The 15922-nt window shown below is 70.5% G+C and carries 16 protein-coding genes; 7 read left to right on the top strand and 9 right to left on the bottom strand.

The annotated features are described in order from the left end of the window. Window positions 1-2: 2 nt before the first annotated feature. Complete coding sequence (locus OHA30_RS21135; protein WP_328915427.1) at window positions 3-269, bottom strand: putative ATP-grasp-modified RiPP; 267 nt, start codon at window positions 267-269, stop codon at window positions 3-5. Window positions 270-424: 155 nt separating this feature from the next. On the opposite strand from OHA30_RS21135, the gene OHA30_RS21130 reads away from it, so the two are divergent. Further along, window positions 425-1792 carry a Tat pathway signal protein gene (locus OHA30_RS21130; RefSeq protein WP_328915426.1) on the top strand — a complete coding sequence of 456 codons (1368 nt, stop codon included), beginning with the start codon at window positions 425-427 and terminating at the stop codon, window positions 1790-1792. A gap of 13 nt (window positions 1793-1805) precedes the next feature. Then, window positions 1806-2099 (top strand): DUF6087 family protein, encoded by a 294-nt coding sequence (locus OHA30_RS21125; RefSeq protein WP_328915425.1) that lies wholly within the window; start codon window positions 1806-1808, stop codon window positions 2097-2099. A 22-nt stretch (window positions 2100-2121) separates the two neighbouring features. Here the strand turns inward: OHA30_RS21125 and OHA30_RS21120 are convergent, their stop codons facing one another. After that, window positions 2122-2292 carry a hypothetical protein gene (locus tag OHA30_RS21120; protein WP_328915424.1) on the bottom strand — a complete coding sequence of 57 codons (171 nt, stop codon included), beginning with the start codon at window positions 2290-2292 and terminating at the stop codon, window positions 2122-2124. Between the two features lie 377 nt (window positions 2293-2669). On the opposite strand from OHA30_RS21120, the gene fxlM reads away from it, so the two are divergent. The 3 genes from fxlM to OHA30_RS21105 all read left to right on the top strand — a co-directional run bounded on the left by fxlM (window position 2670) and on the right by OHA30_RS21105 (window position 5309). Further along, window positions 2670-3893 (top strand): methyltransferase, FxLD system, encoded by a 1224-nt coding sequence (fxlM, locus tag OHA30_RS21115; RefSeq protein ID WP_328915423.1) that lies wholly within the window; start codon window positions 2670-2672, stop codon window positions 3891-3893. 121 nt (window positions 3894-4014) lie between these two features. Then, entirely contained in the window at window positions 4015-4284 is a 270-nt protein-coding gene (locus OHA30_RS21110; RefSeq protein ID WP_328915422.1) for a hypothetical protein, read from the top strand. A gap of 218 nt (window positions 4285-4502) precedes the next feature. Next, the gene (locus OHA30_RS21105) at window positions 4503-5309 is read left to right on the top strand and encodes a class I SAM-dependent methyltransferase (protein ID WP_328917933.1); all 807 of its coding nucleotides are present in this window, start codon (window positions 4503-4505) and stop codon (window positions 5307-5309) included. Between the two features lie 49 nt (window positions 5310-5358). On the opposite strand, the gene OHA30_RS21100 is transcribed toward OHA30_RS21105, so the two are convergent. Together OHA30_RS21100 and OHA30_RS21095 are read right to left on the bottom strand one after the other, a co-directional pair. Beyond that, a complete protein-coding gene (locus tag OHA30_RS21100; RefSeq protein ID WP_328915421.1) occupies window positions 5359-6021 on the bottom strand; it encodes a hypothetical protein in 663 nt (220 codons plus the stop codon). A 58-nt stretch (window positions 6022-6079) separates the two neighbouring features. Continuing rightward, window positions 6080-6493: an ATP-binding protein gene (locus OHA30_RS21095; protein WP_328915420.1), complete on the bottom strand. Its 414-nt coding sequence runs from the start codon at window positions 6491-6493 to the stop codon at window positions 6080-6082. A 240-nt stretch (window positions 6494-6733) separates the two neighbouring features. Here OHA30_RS21095 and OHA30_RS21090 point away from each other — a divergent pair, with 240 nt between their 5' ends. Then, window positions 6734-7606 (top strand): helix-turn-helix domain-containing protein, encoded by an 873-nt coding sequence (locus OHA30_RS21090; protein ID WP_328915419.1) that lies wholly within the window; start codon window positions 6734-6736, stop codon window positions 7604-7606. Beyond that, entirely contained in the window at window positions 7603-7842 is a 240-nt protein-coding gene (locus OHA30_RS21085) for a DUF397 domain-containing protein (RefSeq protein ID WP_328915418.1), read from the top strand. Before OHA30_RS21090 ends, OHA30_RS21085 begins: the two co-directional genes overlap by 4 nt. 98 nt (window positions 7843-7940) lie before the next feature. On the opposite strand, the gene OHA30_RS21080 is transcribed toward OHA30_RS21085, so the two are convergent. The 5 genes from OHA30_RS21080 to OHA30_RS21055 form a co-directional block, all read right to left on the bottom strand. Further along, window positions 7941-9137, bottom strand: a complete 1197-nt coding sequence (locus OHA30_RS21080) for an MFS transporter (protein ID WP_328915417.1) — start codon at window positions 9135-9137, stop codon at window positions 7941-7943. A gap of 274 nt (window positions 9138-9411) precedes the next feature. Next, window positions 9412-10647, bottom strand: a complete 1236-nt coding sequence (locus OHA30_RS34065; protein ID WP_405785494.1) for a polysaccharide deacetylase family protein — start codon at window positions 10645-10647, stop codon at window positions 9412-9414. 112 nt (window positions 10648-10759) lie between these two features. Further along, window positions 10760-11971 carry a glycoside hydrolase family 11 protein gene (locus OHA30_RS21065; protein ID WP_328915416.1) on the bottom strand — a complete coding sequence of 404 codons (1212 nt, stop codon included), beginning with the start codon at window positions 11969-11971 and terminating at the stop codon, window positions 10760-10762. A gap of 684 nt (window positions 11972-12655) precedes the next feature. Continuing rightward, on the bottom strand, window positions 12656-14302 hold the full coding sequence (gene nuoN / locus OHA30_RS21060; RefSeq protein WP_328917931.1) for an NADH-quinone oxidoreductase subunit NuoN: 1647 nt from the start codon (window positions 14300-14302) through the stop codon (window positions 12656-12658). 20 nt (window positions 14303-14322) lie between these two features. Next, window positions 14323-15921, bottom strand: coding sequence for an NADH-quinone oxidoreductase subunit M (locus OHA30_RS21055; protein ID WP_328915415.1), 1599 nt, complete (start codon window positions 15919-15921; stop codon window positions 14323-14325). Window position 15922: the final 1 nt, after the last annotated feature.

Genomic DNA, 15922 nt, shown 5'->3' with positions numbered 1-15922 from the left:
GGTCAGTCCGACTCGTAGTCGGTGGTGTTGTCGTCCTGGCTCTGCGGCTGCGGATTCTGCCCGTCGCCGCCGCCGGACACCGAGGCAGTGCCCTTGGTCTTGTTGGTGCCATGCCTACCCATCTCCACCACCTGGTCGGCGGCGTCGGTATAGCGGGCGGTCTGCGTGGCTCCGTCCAGGGTCACTGCCGCGTACGGCGGTGGGCCCACGGGCAGCCGGTCGGTGACCAGCCGCATCGCCCACGGAGCCTCGGGTGCAAGCGTCGCCATACGAAATCCCCTTCCTTCACATCAGGCGGGTATCCGGACGGCTCCCGCCTGAACAGAATCTGCCCACCGCACGCACTCTGACCAGTAGCGTAGGTGTCGCGAACCGTCGCGGAAAAGACACGCTCCGTGACATCACGTCGGGAGGGCGAGTACCTGTGGCCAGTAGGACCAGCAACCCGCACCTCGCCCTGTGGATCGCCGCGACCGGCCTGTCCCACGGCGAGATCGCCCGTCGGGTCGCCGCCGAAGCGGTTCGCCAAGGTCACCGCCAGATCACCCCGGACGCCACCCGCGTCCGCCGCTGGATCGACGGCGAACGCCCCCGCCCTCCGGTGTCCGCTTTGCTCGCCGCCGTGCTCTCCGAGACGGTCGGCCAGCCGCTCACTCCCGGTGATCTCGGCCTCACGGCGGCCGGAGCCGTTCTGGATACGATCCAAGTCCCGCTGCTGACCGAAGCAGCCGCCCAGACTCTGGCCGGATGGACGCAGATGGACCTGTTCATGGACCGCCGAGAAACCCTCAAGCTCGCTGTTGGAGCCCCGCTGATCCTCGCCGCCGAGCGGATGTTGGGTGGCATAGCCCGGCCCTTGAACCGGGCCCAGCAGGGATTCGGCACCGACACCGTCACCGCGCTCGAAGAGGTCACCGCGTTCTTCACCCGAGCCGACGCCACGAAGGGCGGCGGACTGTACCGCTCCGCGATCGTCGCCCAGCTCGCCGAAGTCGCCCGCCGCATTCAGGACGGCGTTCCGGCCGGCCTGCGGGCCCGGGTCTTCGCCGCGACCGCCGACCTGGCCGCGCTCGCCGGATGGGTCAGCCACGATTGCGGCCGGTATGCGACGGCACAGCGCTACTGGAGCTACGGCATCTACGCGGCGGGCGAGGCCGGGCAGCGCGACCGAGGGGTGGAGATCGTCACCCGCATGTCGCACCAGATGATCTACCTCGGTCGCCCGCGCGATGCCCTCGGCCTCCTCGAAGTGGCCGCTGCGAAGGCTGACCGACCTGCGGTGAAGGCCCTGCTCGCCTCGCAGACCGGCCGGGTGCATGCGGCCCTCGGTGATGAGCACCAGGCCGAGACGCATCTGGGCACTGCCGACGATCTTTTGGCAGACGGCCTGGGCGAGGTGCCCCCATGGGTGGCGTACTTCGACGCCGCCGAACACGCCGGCGCCCGTGCTGTCTCCGCCCGCGACCTCGCCGCACTCGGCCGTCCCCACAGTCCCGCGAGCGTCTACTTCCACGACGCGCTGGAGCTGCGGGCCCCTGGCTTCGACCGGGTCCGTGTCATGGACCGCGTCGGGCTGGCCGCCGCGCTGTTCGACGAGGGCGAGGTCGAGCAGGCCGCAACTGCTGCCCAGCGGACGCTGGACGACGCTGCCCGTATCGACTCGGCGCTCGTGGCCTCCCGGCTCAACACCCTGCTCGACGCCATCCGTCCTTACCGCAGTCCCTTGGTCGAGGAGGTCCGGGGACGGGCGAGGGACCTCACCGCCGCCAGGCCGACGACAGTCGCGGCCTGAGACCATCGGAAGCATGGGCAAGCACCGCCGACCCGGGCCACCGAACCAGCCGTCTCGCGCCACCCCGCACGTCGACCCCGCCGATCCCTTCACGCCGTACGAGAAACGGCGCCGCCCGCCCTTGGATCAATATCGCCGCGACCGACCGCTGCACGGCGGTGCCGGCCACCTCCGGCCCGACGAGCCCAGGGCCCTGGAGGAGTGGGATGGCTTCACCTACACCCCTGCCGGGACGGCGCCCGACCTCGCGACGGCCCAGGCATGGGTGCATGCGCTGGAATTCGGCACTGTGGACGGCGAGGAGTAGAGGACGCTCTGAGAGGTTCACGTCATTTGGCGTCATGATTCTGGTCGCGCATCATGTTCCGCAGGGCCTGCCGGGCCGAGATCAGGTCGTCCTGGGCCTCGGTGAGCGCGGCTTGCAGGCGGTCCCGGTCCCCCTCGGCGAGGGTCAGCTTGTGGACAAGCTCCTGGGCCGGTGGCTGGAGGACTGGCGCCAACAGGCACCGGCGGACCCCTGGTGGCCCCTGGTGGCCCGAGCGGATCAGCCTGCCCGAACTTCACGCCGTCCGACCCCGTCAGGACGGGCCGCTGCGGCCCTCGTGGTGCTACGGCACCCCGGGCCTGGCCCGCCGCATTCGAGGGCGCTGGAGCCGCGCTCGCCGATCTGGCCAGACACGGGCACCTCACCCGAGGACTGCGGGCCGTGCTCACCGATCATCTGCTGTTCACCTTCAACCGGCACGGCGTCTCCGCAACCCACCAGGGCACCCTGGCCGCCGCGGCGAGCCACGTGATCCTCCACCGGGCACCGCTACCCGGACCTCAGCTGCGGAGCGGCCACAACCACCCTGTACGCACCGCTACAGTCGGGCCCGTGACGACGCACCCCACCGACGGCGCGGCCCTCGATCCGCATGAACTGATCGAAGCCCTCATCACCAGGATCGACCGCCTCGGGAGCTTCCGCACTCCCCGGGTCAGGGACGCCTTCCGCGCCGTACCCCGGCATGTCTTCCTGCCCGGCGTGGACCTGGCAACCGCCTACGCGCCCAAGCCCGTGGTGACCAAGCGCGCCGAGGACGGCAGCGCGATCTCCTCGGCCTCCAGCCCCAGCATGGTGGCCACCATGCTCGAACAGCTCGACGTCCAGCGGGGCCACCGCGTCCTGGAGATCGGCACGGCCACCGGTATCAACGCCGCCCTCCTGGCGGAGCTGGTCGGCCCGACCGGCTCGGTGGTGACCATCGAACTCGACGACGACCTCGCCGCCGGCGCCCGCATCGGCCTGGCCTCTGCCGGATACGACCAGGTCGAAGTGATCTGCGGTGACGGTGCCCTCGGCGATCCCAGCGGCGGGATGTTCGACGGAATCATCGTCACCGCGGGAGCCTGGGACATCTCCACCGCCTGGTGGCAGCAGCTCGCGATCGGCGGACGTCTGGTCGTGCCGCTTCGCCTGCACGGCAGCGGTCTGACCCGCTCGCTCGCCTTCGACCGCACCGAAGACGCCCGAATGCTCAGCCAGAACGCCGAAGTCTGCGGATTCGTGCCCCTGCGCGGCGCCTCGGAGATGAGCGAACGCCATGTCCGCCTGGCCGACGAGGTCATCCTCAAGATCGACGCTGACGACCTGCCCGACGAGGCCGCCCTCGCCCAGGCCCTGACCCACCCCGCCCGTGATCGGTGGACCGGGATCGAAGTCCGCCACGATGAACCTGCCGCCCACCTCGACCTGTGGCTCGCCACCGTCCCCAGCGGCCTGTGTTTCGGTCGCCTGTCCGTCAGCTCCTCCGCCCGTGCCCTCGGTCTGGCCGACCCTGCCATGCGATGGGCCGGGGCGGGCCTGTACGAGGGCGGCACCCTCGTCTACATCACCGCCCGCCCCGTCAGCGCCGAGGCCAACGAACTGGGCCTCACCGCGCACGGCCCGGACAGCGGCAAGCTCATCGGCCAGGTGTCCGACCTCCTGCACCGCTGGAGCCGGGAACGGCCCGCACAACCCGTTGTCACGGCCCACCCCGCCGTAACACCCGACGACCAACTCGCCCTTGGCGCCCGCGTTACCCGGCCTGAGACCCGCCTGACCATCAACTGGTGACCGAGCGCGATGCCGCACAGCGGCTCCATTCCGGCAACTGGGGCCCAGGTCAGCCAGTCCTGGGCCCCAGGCGGCCCCAAACCCCGGAACCTGTTGTTGGAACTCTTCTTGAAGTGGTTCCGTGAACAGCTTCGACCCCGGCGGCAGGCTCACACAGTCCGTCTCCGTCTCCTTCCACGAGGAGACGCTCGCCGCCGTCCGCGACCGTGTGGGCGAGCGCGGTCTGTCCGCGTACGTCGAGAACGCGGCGCGGCGCCAGATCGAGGGTGACGCGCTCGACGCGCTCATCCGCGATCACGAGGAGCAGCACGGTGGGATCACCGAGGAGGAGATCCTGGCCGCGGAGGCCGACCTGTTCGGGCACGGCACCTCGTCCCGAGATGCCGCGTGAGCGGCAGTTGGGTCCTCGACAGCGAAGCGCTCTCCCAGGTGCTGCGGTCCGACCGGGCCATGGTCGTACGGCTCGCCGTCGCCCGTAAGCGCGACATCCGCGTGACGGCGGCGCAACCCGTCAAAGGTCCGGATCATCTCCCTCTGACCGCCCGGCCCGCCCGACGGGGCCGGGTGGGCGCCGGGAACGGCGGTGGGGTGGGTGGGAGTTGGGTGGGGGTGGCGGGTTTTGACGAGTTCGAGCGGCGGGCGTGGGGTGGGCGGGCCGAGGCGTACGGGCGGAGCTTCGGGCTGCTGTGCGCGCACACCGTGCCGAGGTTGCTGGACGTGGCGGGGGTCGGCGTGGGGGTGCGGGTGCTGGATGTCGGCACCGGTACGGGGACGGTCGCGGCCGCGGCGGGCGCGCGCGGGGCGAAGGTCACGGCGGTGGACGCGGAGCCTTCCATGGTGGTGGCGGCGGGCCGGGCCGCCCCCTCCGCCGAGGTGCGGCTCGCCGTACTGCCCGAACTCCCCTTCGCCGACGACGAGTTCGACGCTGTCGTGGGCAACTTCGTGCTCAACCACGTGGGCCGGCCCGCCGCCGCCCTCGCCGAGCTGCGCCGCGTCACCCGGCCCGGCGGCCGGATCGCCCTGACCGTCTGGGCCTCGCCGCCCGCTTCCGGTCAGGCCCTCCTCGGCCGGGCCGTCCAGGCGGCAGGCGTCACCCGGCCCGCCGACGCGCCCAGGCTCGCCGCCCAGGACGACTTCCCCCGTACGGAGACGGGCTTCGCGGCGCTGCTGGTCGACGCGGGGCTGGCCGCTCCCGCGTGCGAGACGCTGGCCTGGACACACCACGTCGACGCCGAGGCGTGGTGGTCGGGGCCGGCCGCCGGGATCGCCACCATCGGTCAGATCGTCACGGCCCAGCCCCCGGCGGTCATCGCGTCCATCCGCGCGCACTACGACGCGCTCTGCGCGCCCTTCCGCACCCCGGCCGGCCCCCTCGCCCTCCCCCACACCGCCCTCCTCGCCCACGCCACCGCCTGAGACCGCCCGCCCCGAGCCGCGCGCCCCGGTCCCAAGTCAGGCCCAGGGGCTACTGCGGAGGTGAGGTGGTGCAGCGGGTGAGGTGGAGGACGGCTTGGGAGGCGAGGAACCAGGGGGCGGTGGGGTGGCCGTAGGGGAGGTAGTCGTCGGCGGAGGGGGTGAGGCCGCCGTCCGGCGCCGGGGTGAGATAGCCGCCGAAGACGCCCCAGACCCGGGGCTTGCGGGACCGGACGAAGAGCGCGTCGGTCAGATGCGGGCAGTGGCGTAAGGCGAGAGCGGCGCAGGGGCGGCAGACCGGGGGCTTGGTGGTGAGGGCGTCCTCGTGCGCGTCCGGCGCGGGGTCGGCCGGACCGGCCGGGCGGGGGAACAGGAAGAGCCAGCCCCGGGACGTACGGTCGGCCGGTCCGCCACAGACCTGGCACAGCAGGTTCAGCATCGCGTGCCGCTGCCGATGGGAGTGCATCGCGGGGTAGTTGGGGCGGCCCTGGCCGGGTGCGTGGCGAAGGCGCGCCCAGAGCACGCCGTTGCGGTCGCGGTCGGCCGGGGTCTCGTCGCGGTACGCCAGCCCCGAGCCGTCGGGACGTACGGTCAACGCGCCCCCGACGGTGGCCTTTTCGCCGCTCCACGCGGCGGCGTACGGGACCGGCAGGTTCTTCGGTCCCCAGGACAGCGGCCCGGGCGGCGGGGCGGTGACGGTCTGGGCGTGGTGCATCGGATCGGGTTCCTTCCTATCTACGGGAGCGGACAACAGGGAGGCGAGCGGCGGCAGTTCAGCCCGTGTCCGGACGGGACAGCTCTCCCCAGACCCGTTTGCCCCGGGGCAGCGCGTCCGTTCCCCACCGGGCGGTCAGCGCCTCCACGACCAGCAGTCCGCGTCCGCACACCTCCCCGTCCCCCGCGCGTCGGGGAACGGGCCGGGCGTGAGAGCGGTCCGTCACGCAGATCCGTACGGCGCCGGGCCCGGTGCGGACGACGGCCACCCCGACATTCCGGCAGCGCGTGTGCCGTACGGCGTTGCCGGCCAACTCCGAGACCACCAGGGCGCCGTCCTCGGCGAGTTCGTCCAGCCCCCACGCCGCCAGCGCCACCCGTACGATCCCCCGGGCCTCCGCGACGCACGACGCCGTGCGTCGCAGTGTCGCGGAGTACGTCAGTAGTCTGGTCGAGTCGATCACCATGGCCATTGCCCTCACCTCTGCTCTCGGAGGCACGGAGGCCGACCCCTGGGGGCCTGCCGAATTCCTGTGTTCCACCACGGTGACTGCCCTTTATCGAGCACACAAGAGAATCAGCTCTGAATCACCCACCAATAGAAAAGTCACACTATTCAGCGCTCACACATTGACTGGCACGGTGTCCGAGATCTATGCCATGCTTCTCATATCGCCACGAAATACGGGCAGTTCAGCCGGAAGGGCATGCACATGGCCGCACAGCACAGACCAACCGCGCGTCGGATCGCACTCGGCCACGAGCTGCGCGAAATGCGTAGGCGAGCCGGGCTCAGCATCCAGGAAGCGTCGAACGGAATGGCGTTCAGCGACACCAAGTTGCAGCGGGTCGAGACCGGTCTGCAAGACCTGCGCAGCGCTGCGGACTTGCGCAAACTACTGTCCCGCTACGGCGTCACCGACGAGGAGGACGTCGAACGGCTCGTCGCGACCCAACGGGAGGCGTCCAGCCAGGAGTGGTGGACGCCGCACGTGGCCAACATGAGCCCGGGGATGCCGCGCTTCCTCGGCATCGAGTCGGCGGCGCAGGAGATCCGGGCGTACCACCCGACCATCGTCCTGGGCCTGCTCCAGACCGAGGCGTACGCCCGGGCGCGGTATCTGGCCGCCAAGCCCCTGGACGAGACGACGACCGAGTTCGTCGACGACGGCGTACAGATCCGGATGAGGCGGAAGGAGGCGTTGACCCGTGAGGAAGAGCCGCTACGGCTGTGGGCGATCCTCTACGAGCCCGCGCTGCGGCACATCATGGGCAGCACCGACATCATGCGCGAGCAGTACGACGAGATCGCCAGGCTCGCGAGCCTCGACAACGTGACCGTCCAGGTGCTCCCGCTCAGCATGCGCGGGTACCTGTTCGACCACGACTTCAGTATTCTGTTGCTTGGTGGCAGGCTGCCGACCACGATCCAGCTGGACACGGCGCTCGGAACCGTGTCGATCGCCGACAAGCCCCGTGAAGTCGGGCGGTTCTCCCGGCACTTCGAGTCAATGTCCAGGTCTGCTCTGCCGCCGGAGGACACCCCGAAGTTCCTGCATCACCTAGCGCGAGAGATCACGGAATGACGACTCACCTCCGTACTGTTGCGGCTCCGGCGCTCGCCGGTGTCGCCGACTGGTTCAGGTCCTCCTACAGCAGCGCGGGCAACAACTGCGTTGAGGCGGCGGACCTGACCCGTACCGCGTACCGCGCCGTCGCGATCCGCGACTCCAAGGACCCCGAGGGCCCGGCGCTGCTCTTCCCGGCCGACGCGTTCGCCGCTTTCGTCGCGGACACGCGCGCGGGCCGCTACGACCTCTGAGACGCACGCCAGCACCCGCACCCGCGCACCGAAACGGCCCGCTTCCGCAGCACGGAAGCGGGCCGTCAGCGATGGGCCCGGCGCTGTCGTGGGTGCCTTTACCGGGCGGCGTCGGGGTTGGTCCGGCCGAAGCGGGGGAGCGTGGTGGTGGCCGGGAGGGACGAGGCCAGTGTGGGGAGGGCCGCCGCGACGAAGCACAGCCAGAGCGGAAAGCGGCCCAGGGCCAGGCCCGCGGCTGTCGTACCGCCGGAACTGCCCGCGTTGAAGGCGCTGTTGACCCATGTGCCCGCCCGGACCCGGGTCTCCGGCGTGGCGCACTCGTCCGCGGCCATGTAGGCGGTGGACAGCGTGGGGGCGACGAAGAGGCCGGCGCACCCCACCGCGACGGCCAGCGGGAAGATGCCGGGGGCGAGCCCCGCGGCGCCCAGGGACACGGACAGGGCGACCGCCAGGAGCGGCAGGCGCTGCCGGCTCGTCAGCCGCCAGGCGCGGGCGCCGTAGGCCAGGCCGCCGACCGCGCTGCCGACGGAGAGCGCGGCCTGGATCCAGGCCACCGCCGCGATGTGGTGGTGGCGTTCGGCGAAGGCCACCACCAGCAGATCCAGCGCGCCCAGGGACACGCCGACCCCGCCTGCCACCACGGCGGGCGCGAACGGCCCCGTGGCGCCGACCGGTGCCCCCGGACCCGGCTCAGCCGGTCCGGCGGCTTCGCGGTCGGACCGGTCGCGTCGCGTGATCGGCGCGTACGCCAGGGCCAGGGAACCGGCCAGCGCCAGCAGCGCGCTGACGCCGACCCCGAGCGCCGGGTTGCCGAACGCGATGAACAGCCCCGCTACCAAGGGGCCGACGACGTAGAGCAGTTCCTCGGCGACGGTGTCCAGGGAGAAGGCACGCTGCCGCATCTCCCGGTCGGGCATCAGGTCGCTCCACAGAGCTCGCATCACGGGTCCGAGCGGCGGCGCGCAGGCCCCCGCCGAGAGCGTGAGCGCCACGAGCGCCCACACAGGGGTGCCCGGACCCCAGGTCGCGACGGTCAGCGCGGCGAGCAGCACCGCGTACGCCACGGCCATCACGGGCAGTACGCGCCGCGGCCCCCGCCGGTCGATCAGGCGGGCGCGCAGCGGGGCCAGGAAGGAGGTGCTGAGGCCGAAGCAGGCCAGCGCGGTGCCCGCCCAGGCGTAGGAGCCGGTCGCCCGGCTGAGCGCGACCACCAGGGACAGGAAGATCAGGCCGTACGAGAAGCGGCCGACCAGCGCCGCGCCGAAGGTGCGCGGCACATGCGGCTGCCGGAGCACAGCGGAATAGGAAGGTTTCCCCGAAGGAGAGGACATGCGGATTCCCTCATCGAAAGGGCCCGTTGCGGGCGCCGGGGTGAGCAGGCGTGGGAGAGGGCCACAGGGGCCGTCCACGGCCTACGCACGGATGAGGAACACACGCGCTACTTTACCTCGCACCCCCGGTCGCCGCCCTCGACGCTGTCCCGCGGCTTCGGGAACAACGGGCCCGGACGGGGAAAGCGCTGTGGCGCGGCGGCTGGGGGCCGTCGCGCCACAGGTGGTGCAGGGGAGGTCAGCTCGCGGTGCAGGTGGCGCCGTTCAGGGTGAACGAGGTCGGCTTGCTGAAGGTCGAGCCTGTCCAGGTGCCCTGGTAGCCGAAGTTGGCTGTGCCGCCGTTGGCCGGGATCTGGCCGTTGAAGGAGACGTTGGTCGCCTTCACCGCTCCACTGCTGGGCGAGATGTTCGCGTTCCAGACGTTGGAGATCGTCTGGCCGCTGGGCAGCGTGTAGCCGAGGGTCCAGCCATTGACCGCCGTCGAACCGGTGTTGGTGATCGTCACATCGGCTGTGAAGCCACCCGGCCACGAGTTCGGGTTGTACGTCACCTTGCACCCGCCCGGAGTGCCACTGCCACCAGTGGTCGAACCACCCGTGGTCGTCCCGCCGGTCGTGGAACCGCCCGTCGTGGTCCCGCCGGTGGTCGTACCACCCGTCGTGGTCCCGCCGGTCGTCGTACCGCCCGTCGTGGTGCCACCCGTGGTCGTACCGCCCGTCGTGGTGCCACCCGTGGTCGTACCGCCGGTCGTCGTACCGCCCGTGGTGGTGCTGCCACCGTCGGGGGCCACGGCGCGGCCGGTCTGCGGGGAGATCATGCCCGCGCACAGGCCGCGGTTGGCGAGCCCCTGGGCGATGCGCGGGATCGCGGTCAGCGTGTTGGCCGGCCACTCGTGCATGAGGATGATCTGGCCGTTCTGCAACTGCGCGTTGGCCTGCACGATGGCGTCGACGCTCGCGCCGTTCCAGTCCTGCGAGTCGACGTCCCAGATGATCTCGGTCAGCCCGTACTTGGACTCGACCGATTTCAGCGTGGAGTTGGTCTCGCCGTACGGCGGACGGAACAGCTTCGGCGTGCCGCCGCCCGCGTTGGCGATGGCCTGCTGCGTGGAGCCGACCTCGGAGTCGATCTGGGCCTGGCTCTCCTGGATCAGGTGCGGGTGGGTGTAGCTGTGGTTGCCGATCCACATCCCGGCGTTGAGCTCCGCCTTGACCTGGGCCGGGAACTGGGCCGCGTACTGGCCCTCGTTGAACACCGTGGCCCGCAGCCCGTTCTGCTTGAGGGCGTTGAGGATGGCCGGGGTGTGGTCGTTGGACGGGCCGTCGTCGAAGGTGAGGCCGACGTAGCCGTTGCAGGTCGCGGCGTGCGACTCGGTGGCGTTGACGTTGACGGCGACGGTGCCGGCTACCGCCAAGGCGGCGGCGGCCAGTCCCGTGACCAGGGAACGTAGCGACAGATGAGCTGTGATGGGCATAGGGGTTCCTACTCCTGGCGGCGGCAGACCGCGGTGGGGGGAAAGTCGGGCGGCCGAGGAACGGTGGTTCCTCGGCCGCCCGGGGGAAGTGCTGTTCGGAAATGACGAGCCGTCAGCCGTTGGTGCAGGTGGCGCCGTTCAGGGTGAACGAGGTGGGCTTACTGAAGGTCGACCCTGTCCAGGTGCCCTGGTAGCCGAAGTTGGCTGTGCCGCCGTTGGCCGCTACCTGGCCGTTGAAGGAGACGTTGGTCGCCTTCACCGCTCCACTGCTGGGCGAGATGTTCGCGTTCCAGACGTTGGAGATCGTCTGGCCGCTGGGCAGCGTGTAGCCGAGGGTCCAGCCATTGACCGCCGTCGAACCGGTGTTGGTGATCGTCACGTCCGCCGTGAAGCCACCCGGCCACGAGTTCGGGTTGTACGTCACCTTGCACCCGCCCGGAGTACCGCTGCCACCAGTCGTCGAACCACCCGTGGTCGTCCCGCCCGTGGTGGTGCCGCCGGTCGTGGTGCCGCCGGTGGTGGTGCCGCCGGTCGTGGTCCCGCCCGTGGTCGTCCCGCCGGTCGTCGTGCCACCGGTCGTCGTGCCGCCCGTGGTGGTCCCGCCGGTGGTGCTGCCGCTGCCTCCGGCGGTGACGGTGATGTTGGAGCTGCCGCTGCTCTGGTAGCCCTCGGTGGCCAGGATCTGGTAGTTCGGGGTGCCGAGGTTCAGGCCGGCTGTGGCCCACGCGTTGAAGAAGTTGGCCGTGGTGATCGTGCCACCCGTGCGCTTCGCCTGGCGGATCGCCCAGTACTGGTAGAACGTCGCCGTGCCCTGGATCGAGGGCTGGTTGACGCGCTGCGTCCGGTACAGGTCGTACGTACTACCGTCGCTGTTGACCGAGCCCAGCTTGGTGGCGCCGGAACTCGGGTTGTAGGTGCCGTAGTTGTCGACGATGTAGTACTCGATGAGCGGGTTCGTGGTCCAGCCGTAGAGGGCCAGGTAGCAGTTGCCGTTGCAGTTCCACGAGCCCGAGTAGGTCACCGACTGGGTCGTGCCCGGGTTCCAGCCCGTGCCGGCGACGACGTTCTGCGCGGCTGTGTTCCAGGTGAGTTGGTAGTTGCTGCCCGACCCCAGCGTCATCGTGGCGCCGCTGGCCTGCTCCCAGAACGAGTAGAAGTAGCCGTTGTTGGTGCCGGTCGCGTTCGAGGTGATGGTCGTGGCGGCGTTGGCGGTGCCGGGCACGATCGCCGCGACCACGGCCAGTGCCGCGGCGCAGGCGAAGCTGATGAGCAGCCTGATATGACGGAGCCTGCCGCTCCTGGGGTGGAACAGGGCCTTCTTCATGTGCGTGCTTCCTCCTTGTGGGGGCTGGCGTGGGGGCCAGTTGGCATGGCACGACTACGCGGGCGCTCGTCGGTGAGCGTGGGGCGGCGGCGACCGCGCAACGGTGTCGTGCGACGCGGGCGGAACGTGACCGGTCGTCGTGTGCACGACGACCGGGGAACCGGTGGAGCCGGGTCGAAGTGGCGGCCCGGATCGGCAGCCTTTTGCGGGCTACCGACGGCGAACAGTGTTGGTCCGACCCGTCGGACTGTCAACACTTTCGGCAAGAACTTCGAAAGCATCGCATGCGTCAAGATTCCGCCAAGTCGGCTTCTTACCAGGTCAGTTGGCCTTCGTGGTCGACCGGGCCAAGGACGGGCATGGAAATACCCGGGTTCCGAGACCGGAATCCGGGACAGCGTTTCCGAAAGTTTCGAAAGGATTTCGGATCATCACGGCGGCTGCGTCGGGACCGTACGCGGAGGTGCCGGGGCGGCCGTACAGACGGACCGGAGGGACCGTACGCGGAGGTGCCGGAGGGACCGTACGAGAGGCCCGGCGCCCCCGTACCGGCGGGCCGGGGCGGGGCTCCAGGAGGGCCCGTGCGGCACGTGGAACGGCCCGGACACACCGCTGCCCGGGTGCCCTCTCGGAAGAGGGCACCCGGGCAGCGGGAGGAGCGGGAGCGGGCGTACCGCCGCGGCCTCAGCGGACGAAGATGCTCGCCTTGTCCGCCAGGTCGAGGAAGTACTGCGGCGCCAGACCCAGGACGACGGTGACGGCCACGCCCAGCGCGATCGCCGTCGACGTCAGCGGGGACGGGACGGCCACCGACGGACCGTCCGCCTTCGGCTCGCTGAAGAACATCAGCACGATCACCCGGATGTAGAAGAACGCCGCGATGGCCGACGAGATCACACCGACGATGACCAGCGGCATCGCGCCGCCCTGCGCGGCCGCCTTGAAGACCGCGAACTTCCCGGCGAAGCCGGAGGTCAGCGGGATACCGGCGAAGGCCAGCAGGAAGACCGCGAAGACCGCCGCGACCAGCGGCGAGCGCCGCCCGAGCCCGGCCCACCGCGACAGGTGCGTCGCCTCGCCGCCGGCGTCGCGCACCAGCGTGACCACGGCGAACGCGCCCAGCGTGGTGAAGGAGTAGGCCGCGAGGTAGAAGAGGACCGACGAGATGCCCTGCTTGTTCGTCGCGATGACGCCCGCGAGGATGAACCCCGCGTGGGCGATGGACGAGTACGCCAGCAGCCGCTTCACATCGGTCTGCGTGACGGCGATGATCGCGCCGAGCAGCATCGTGGCGATGGCCACACCCCACATGACGGGCCGCCAGTCCCAGCGCATGCCGGGCAGCACCACGTACAGCAGCCGCAGCAGCGCCCCGAAGGCCGCCACCATCGTGCTGGTGGCCATGAAGCCGGTCACCGGCGTGGGCGCGCCCTGGTAGACGTCGGGCTTCCACATGTGGAAGGGCACCGCGCCGACCTTGAAGAGCAGTCCGGCCGCGACCATGGCGAGGCCGATCAGCAGCAGCGCGTCGTTCCCTGTGGTGTTCGCCAGGGCCGGGGTGATCTTCGCCGTGCCGTCGATCACCGAGGAGATCCCCGAGTACGAGACCGTGCCCGAGTAGCCGTAGAGCAGCGCGATGCCGAAGAGCAGGACCGCCGAGGAGAAGGCGCCCAGCAGAAAGTACTTCATGGCGGCTTCCTGCGACATCAGCCGGTTGCGGCGGGCCAGCGCGCACAGGATGTACAGCGGCAGCGAGAAGACCTCAAGGGCGACGAAGAGCGTCAGCAGGTCGTTCGCGGCCGGGAAGACCAGCATGCCGCCGACCGCGAAGAGCAGCAGCGGGAAGACCTCGGTGGAGGTGAACCCGGCCTTGACCGCGGCCTTCTCCTGGTCGCCGCCGGGGACGGCCGAGCCCTGCGCGGCGAAGGAGTCGACGTGCCGGCCGTGGGCCTTGGGGTCGAGCCGCCGTTCGGCGAAGGTGAAGACCGCCACGATCGAGACCAGCAGGATCGTGCCCTGGAGGAACAGCGCCGGGCCGTCGACCGCGACGGCCCCCATGGCCGCGATGTGCGCCTTGGTCGTGCCGTACCCCTTCTCCGCGAGAGCGACGACGGCCGCGAAGGCGGCGGCCAGGCCGATCACGGAGAGGGTGACCTGCGCGGTGTAGCGGGAGCGCCGCGGCAGGAACGCCTCGAAGAGGATGCCGAGCATCGCCGCGCCGAAGACGATCAGGACCGGCGAGAGCTGGGCGTACTCGATGTGCGGGGTGGGGATCTTGTCGACCACGGGCGCCGCTGTCGTCCACAGGCTGTGGACGGAGGCGGTGCTCACGTCGACGGATGCGGATGCGCTCACTTCTTCGCCTCCAGCGCGGGCTTGGGGTCGGTCTTGTGCACGTCGGAGAGCGTGTGCTTGACCGACGGGTTGACGATGTCCGTCACCGGCTTCGGGTACACGCCGAGGAAGAGGAGAAGCGCGATCAGCGGGGCCACCACGACCAGTTCACGTACCTTGAGGTCGCCCATGCCCTCGATCCCGGCCTTGACGGGACCGGTCATGGTCCGCTGGTAGAGCACCAGCACGTACAGCGCGGCCAGCACGATGCCCAGGGTCGCGATGATCCCGAGCACCGGGTAGTTGCTGAACGTGCCGACCAGCACCAGGAATTCGCTGACGAAGGGCGCGAGCCCCGGCAGCGAGAGGGTGGCGAGGCCGCCGATCAGGAAGGTGCCCGCGAGCACCGGGGCGACCTTCTGCACGCCGCCGAAGTCCGCGATGAGCCGCGAGCCCCGCCGGGTGATCAGGAAGCCCGCGACCAGCATCAGCGCGGCCGTCGAGATGCCGTGGTTGACCATGTAGAGGGTCGCGCCGCTCTGGCCCTGGCTCGTCATCGCGAAGATGCCGAGGATGATGAAGCCGAAGTGCGACACGGACGCGTACGCGATCAGCCGCTTGATGTCCCGCTGGCCGACGGCGAGCAGGGCGCCGTAGATGATGCTGATCACCGCGAGCACCAGGATCACCGGCGTGGCCCACTTGGACGCCTCCGGGAAGAGCTGGAGGCAGTAGCGCAGCATCGCGAAGGTGCCGACCTTGTCGACGACCGCGGTGATCAGGACGGCGACCGGCGCGGTGGACTCGCCCATCGCGTTGGGCAGCCAGGTGTGCAGCGGCCACAGCGGGGCCTTCACCGCGAAGGCGAAGAAGAAGCCGAGGAACAGCCAGCGCTCGGTGTCGTTGGCCAGGTGCAGCTTCCCGGAGGCGCGCGCGGCCAGGATGTCCTGGAGCGAGAAGGTGCCCGCGCCGAGCTGGTCGGCGGTGACCGCGTACAGCCCGATGACGGCGGCCAGCATGATCAGTCCGCCGACCAGGTTGTAGAGCAGGAACTTGACCGCGGCGTACGAACGCTGCCGGGCCGCCTCCTCCTCGCCCGCCGCGTGCGCGCGGTCGCCGAAGCCGCCGATGAGGAAGTACATCGGGATGAGCATGGCTTCGAAAAGGATGTAGAAGAGGAAGACGTCGGTGGCCTCGAAGGAGAGCACCACCATGGCCTCGACCATGAGGACCAGCGCGAAGAAGCCCTGGGTGGGCCGCCAGCGCCGGTTGGGGGCCGTGGAGTCCTCCAACGAGTCGGCGTCGTGCCAGCCGGCCAGCATCACGAACGGGATCAGCAGCGCGGTGAGCGCGACGAGGACGACCCCGATGCCGTCCACGCCCAGGTCGTAGCGCAGGCCGAAGCTCTTGACCCAGGCGTGCGACTCGGTCAGCTGGTAGCGGTCACCGCCCGGGTCGAACCGGACCAGCGCGATCGCGGCCAGCGCCAGCGTGCCCAGCGAGAAGAGCAGCGCCGAGTACTTGGCGGCGGTCTTGCGCCCCGCGGGCACGGCCGCCGTGACGACCGCGCCGACGGCCGGGAGGGCGGCGGTGACAGTAAGGAGAGGAAAGGACATC

The sequence above is a fragment of the Streptomyces sp. NBC_00223 genome (assembly GCF_036199905.1).
Taxonomy (GTDB): domain Bacteria; phylum Actinomycetota; class Actinomycetes; order Streptomycetales; family Streptomycetaceae; genus Actinacidiphila.
This window is presented reverse-complemented; position numbering and strand designations above follow the sequence as displayed.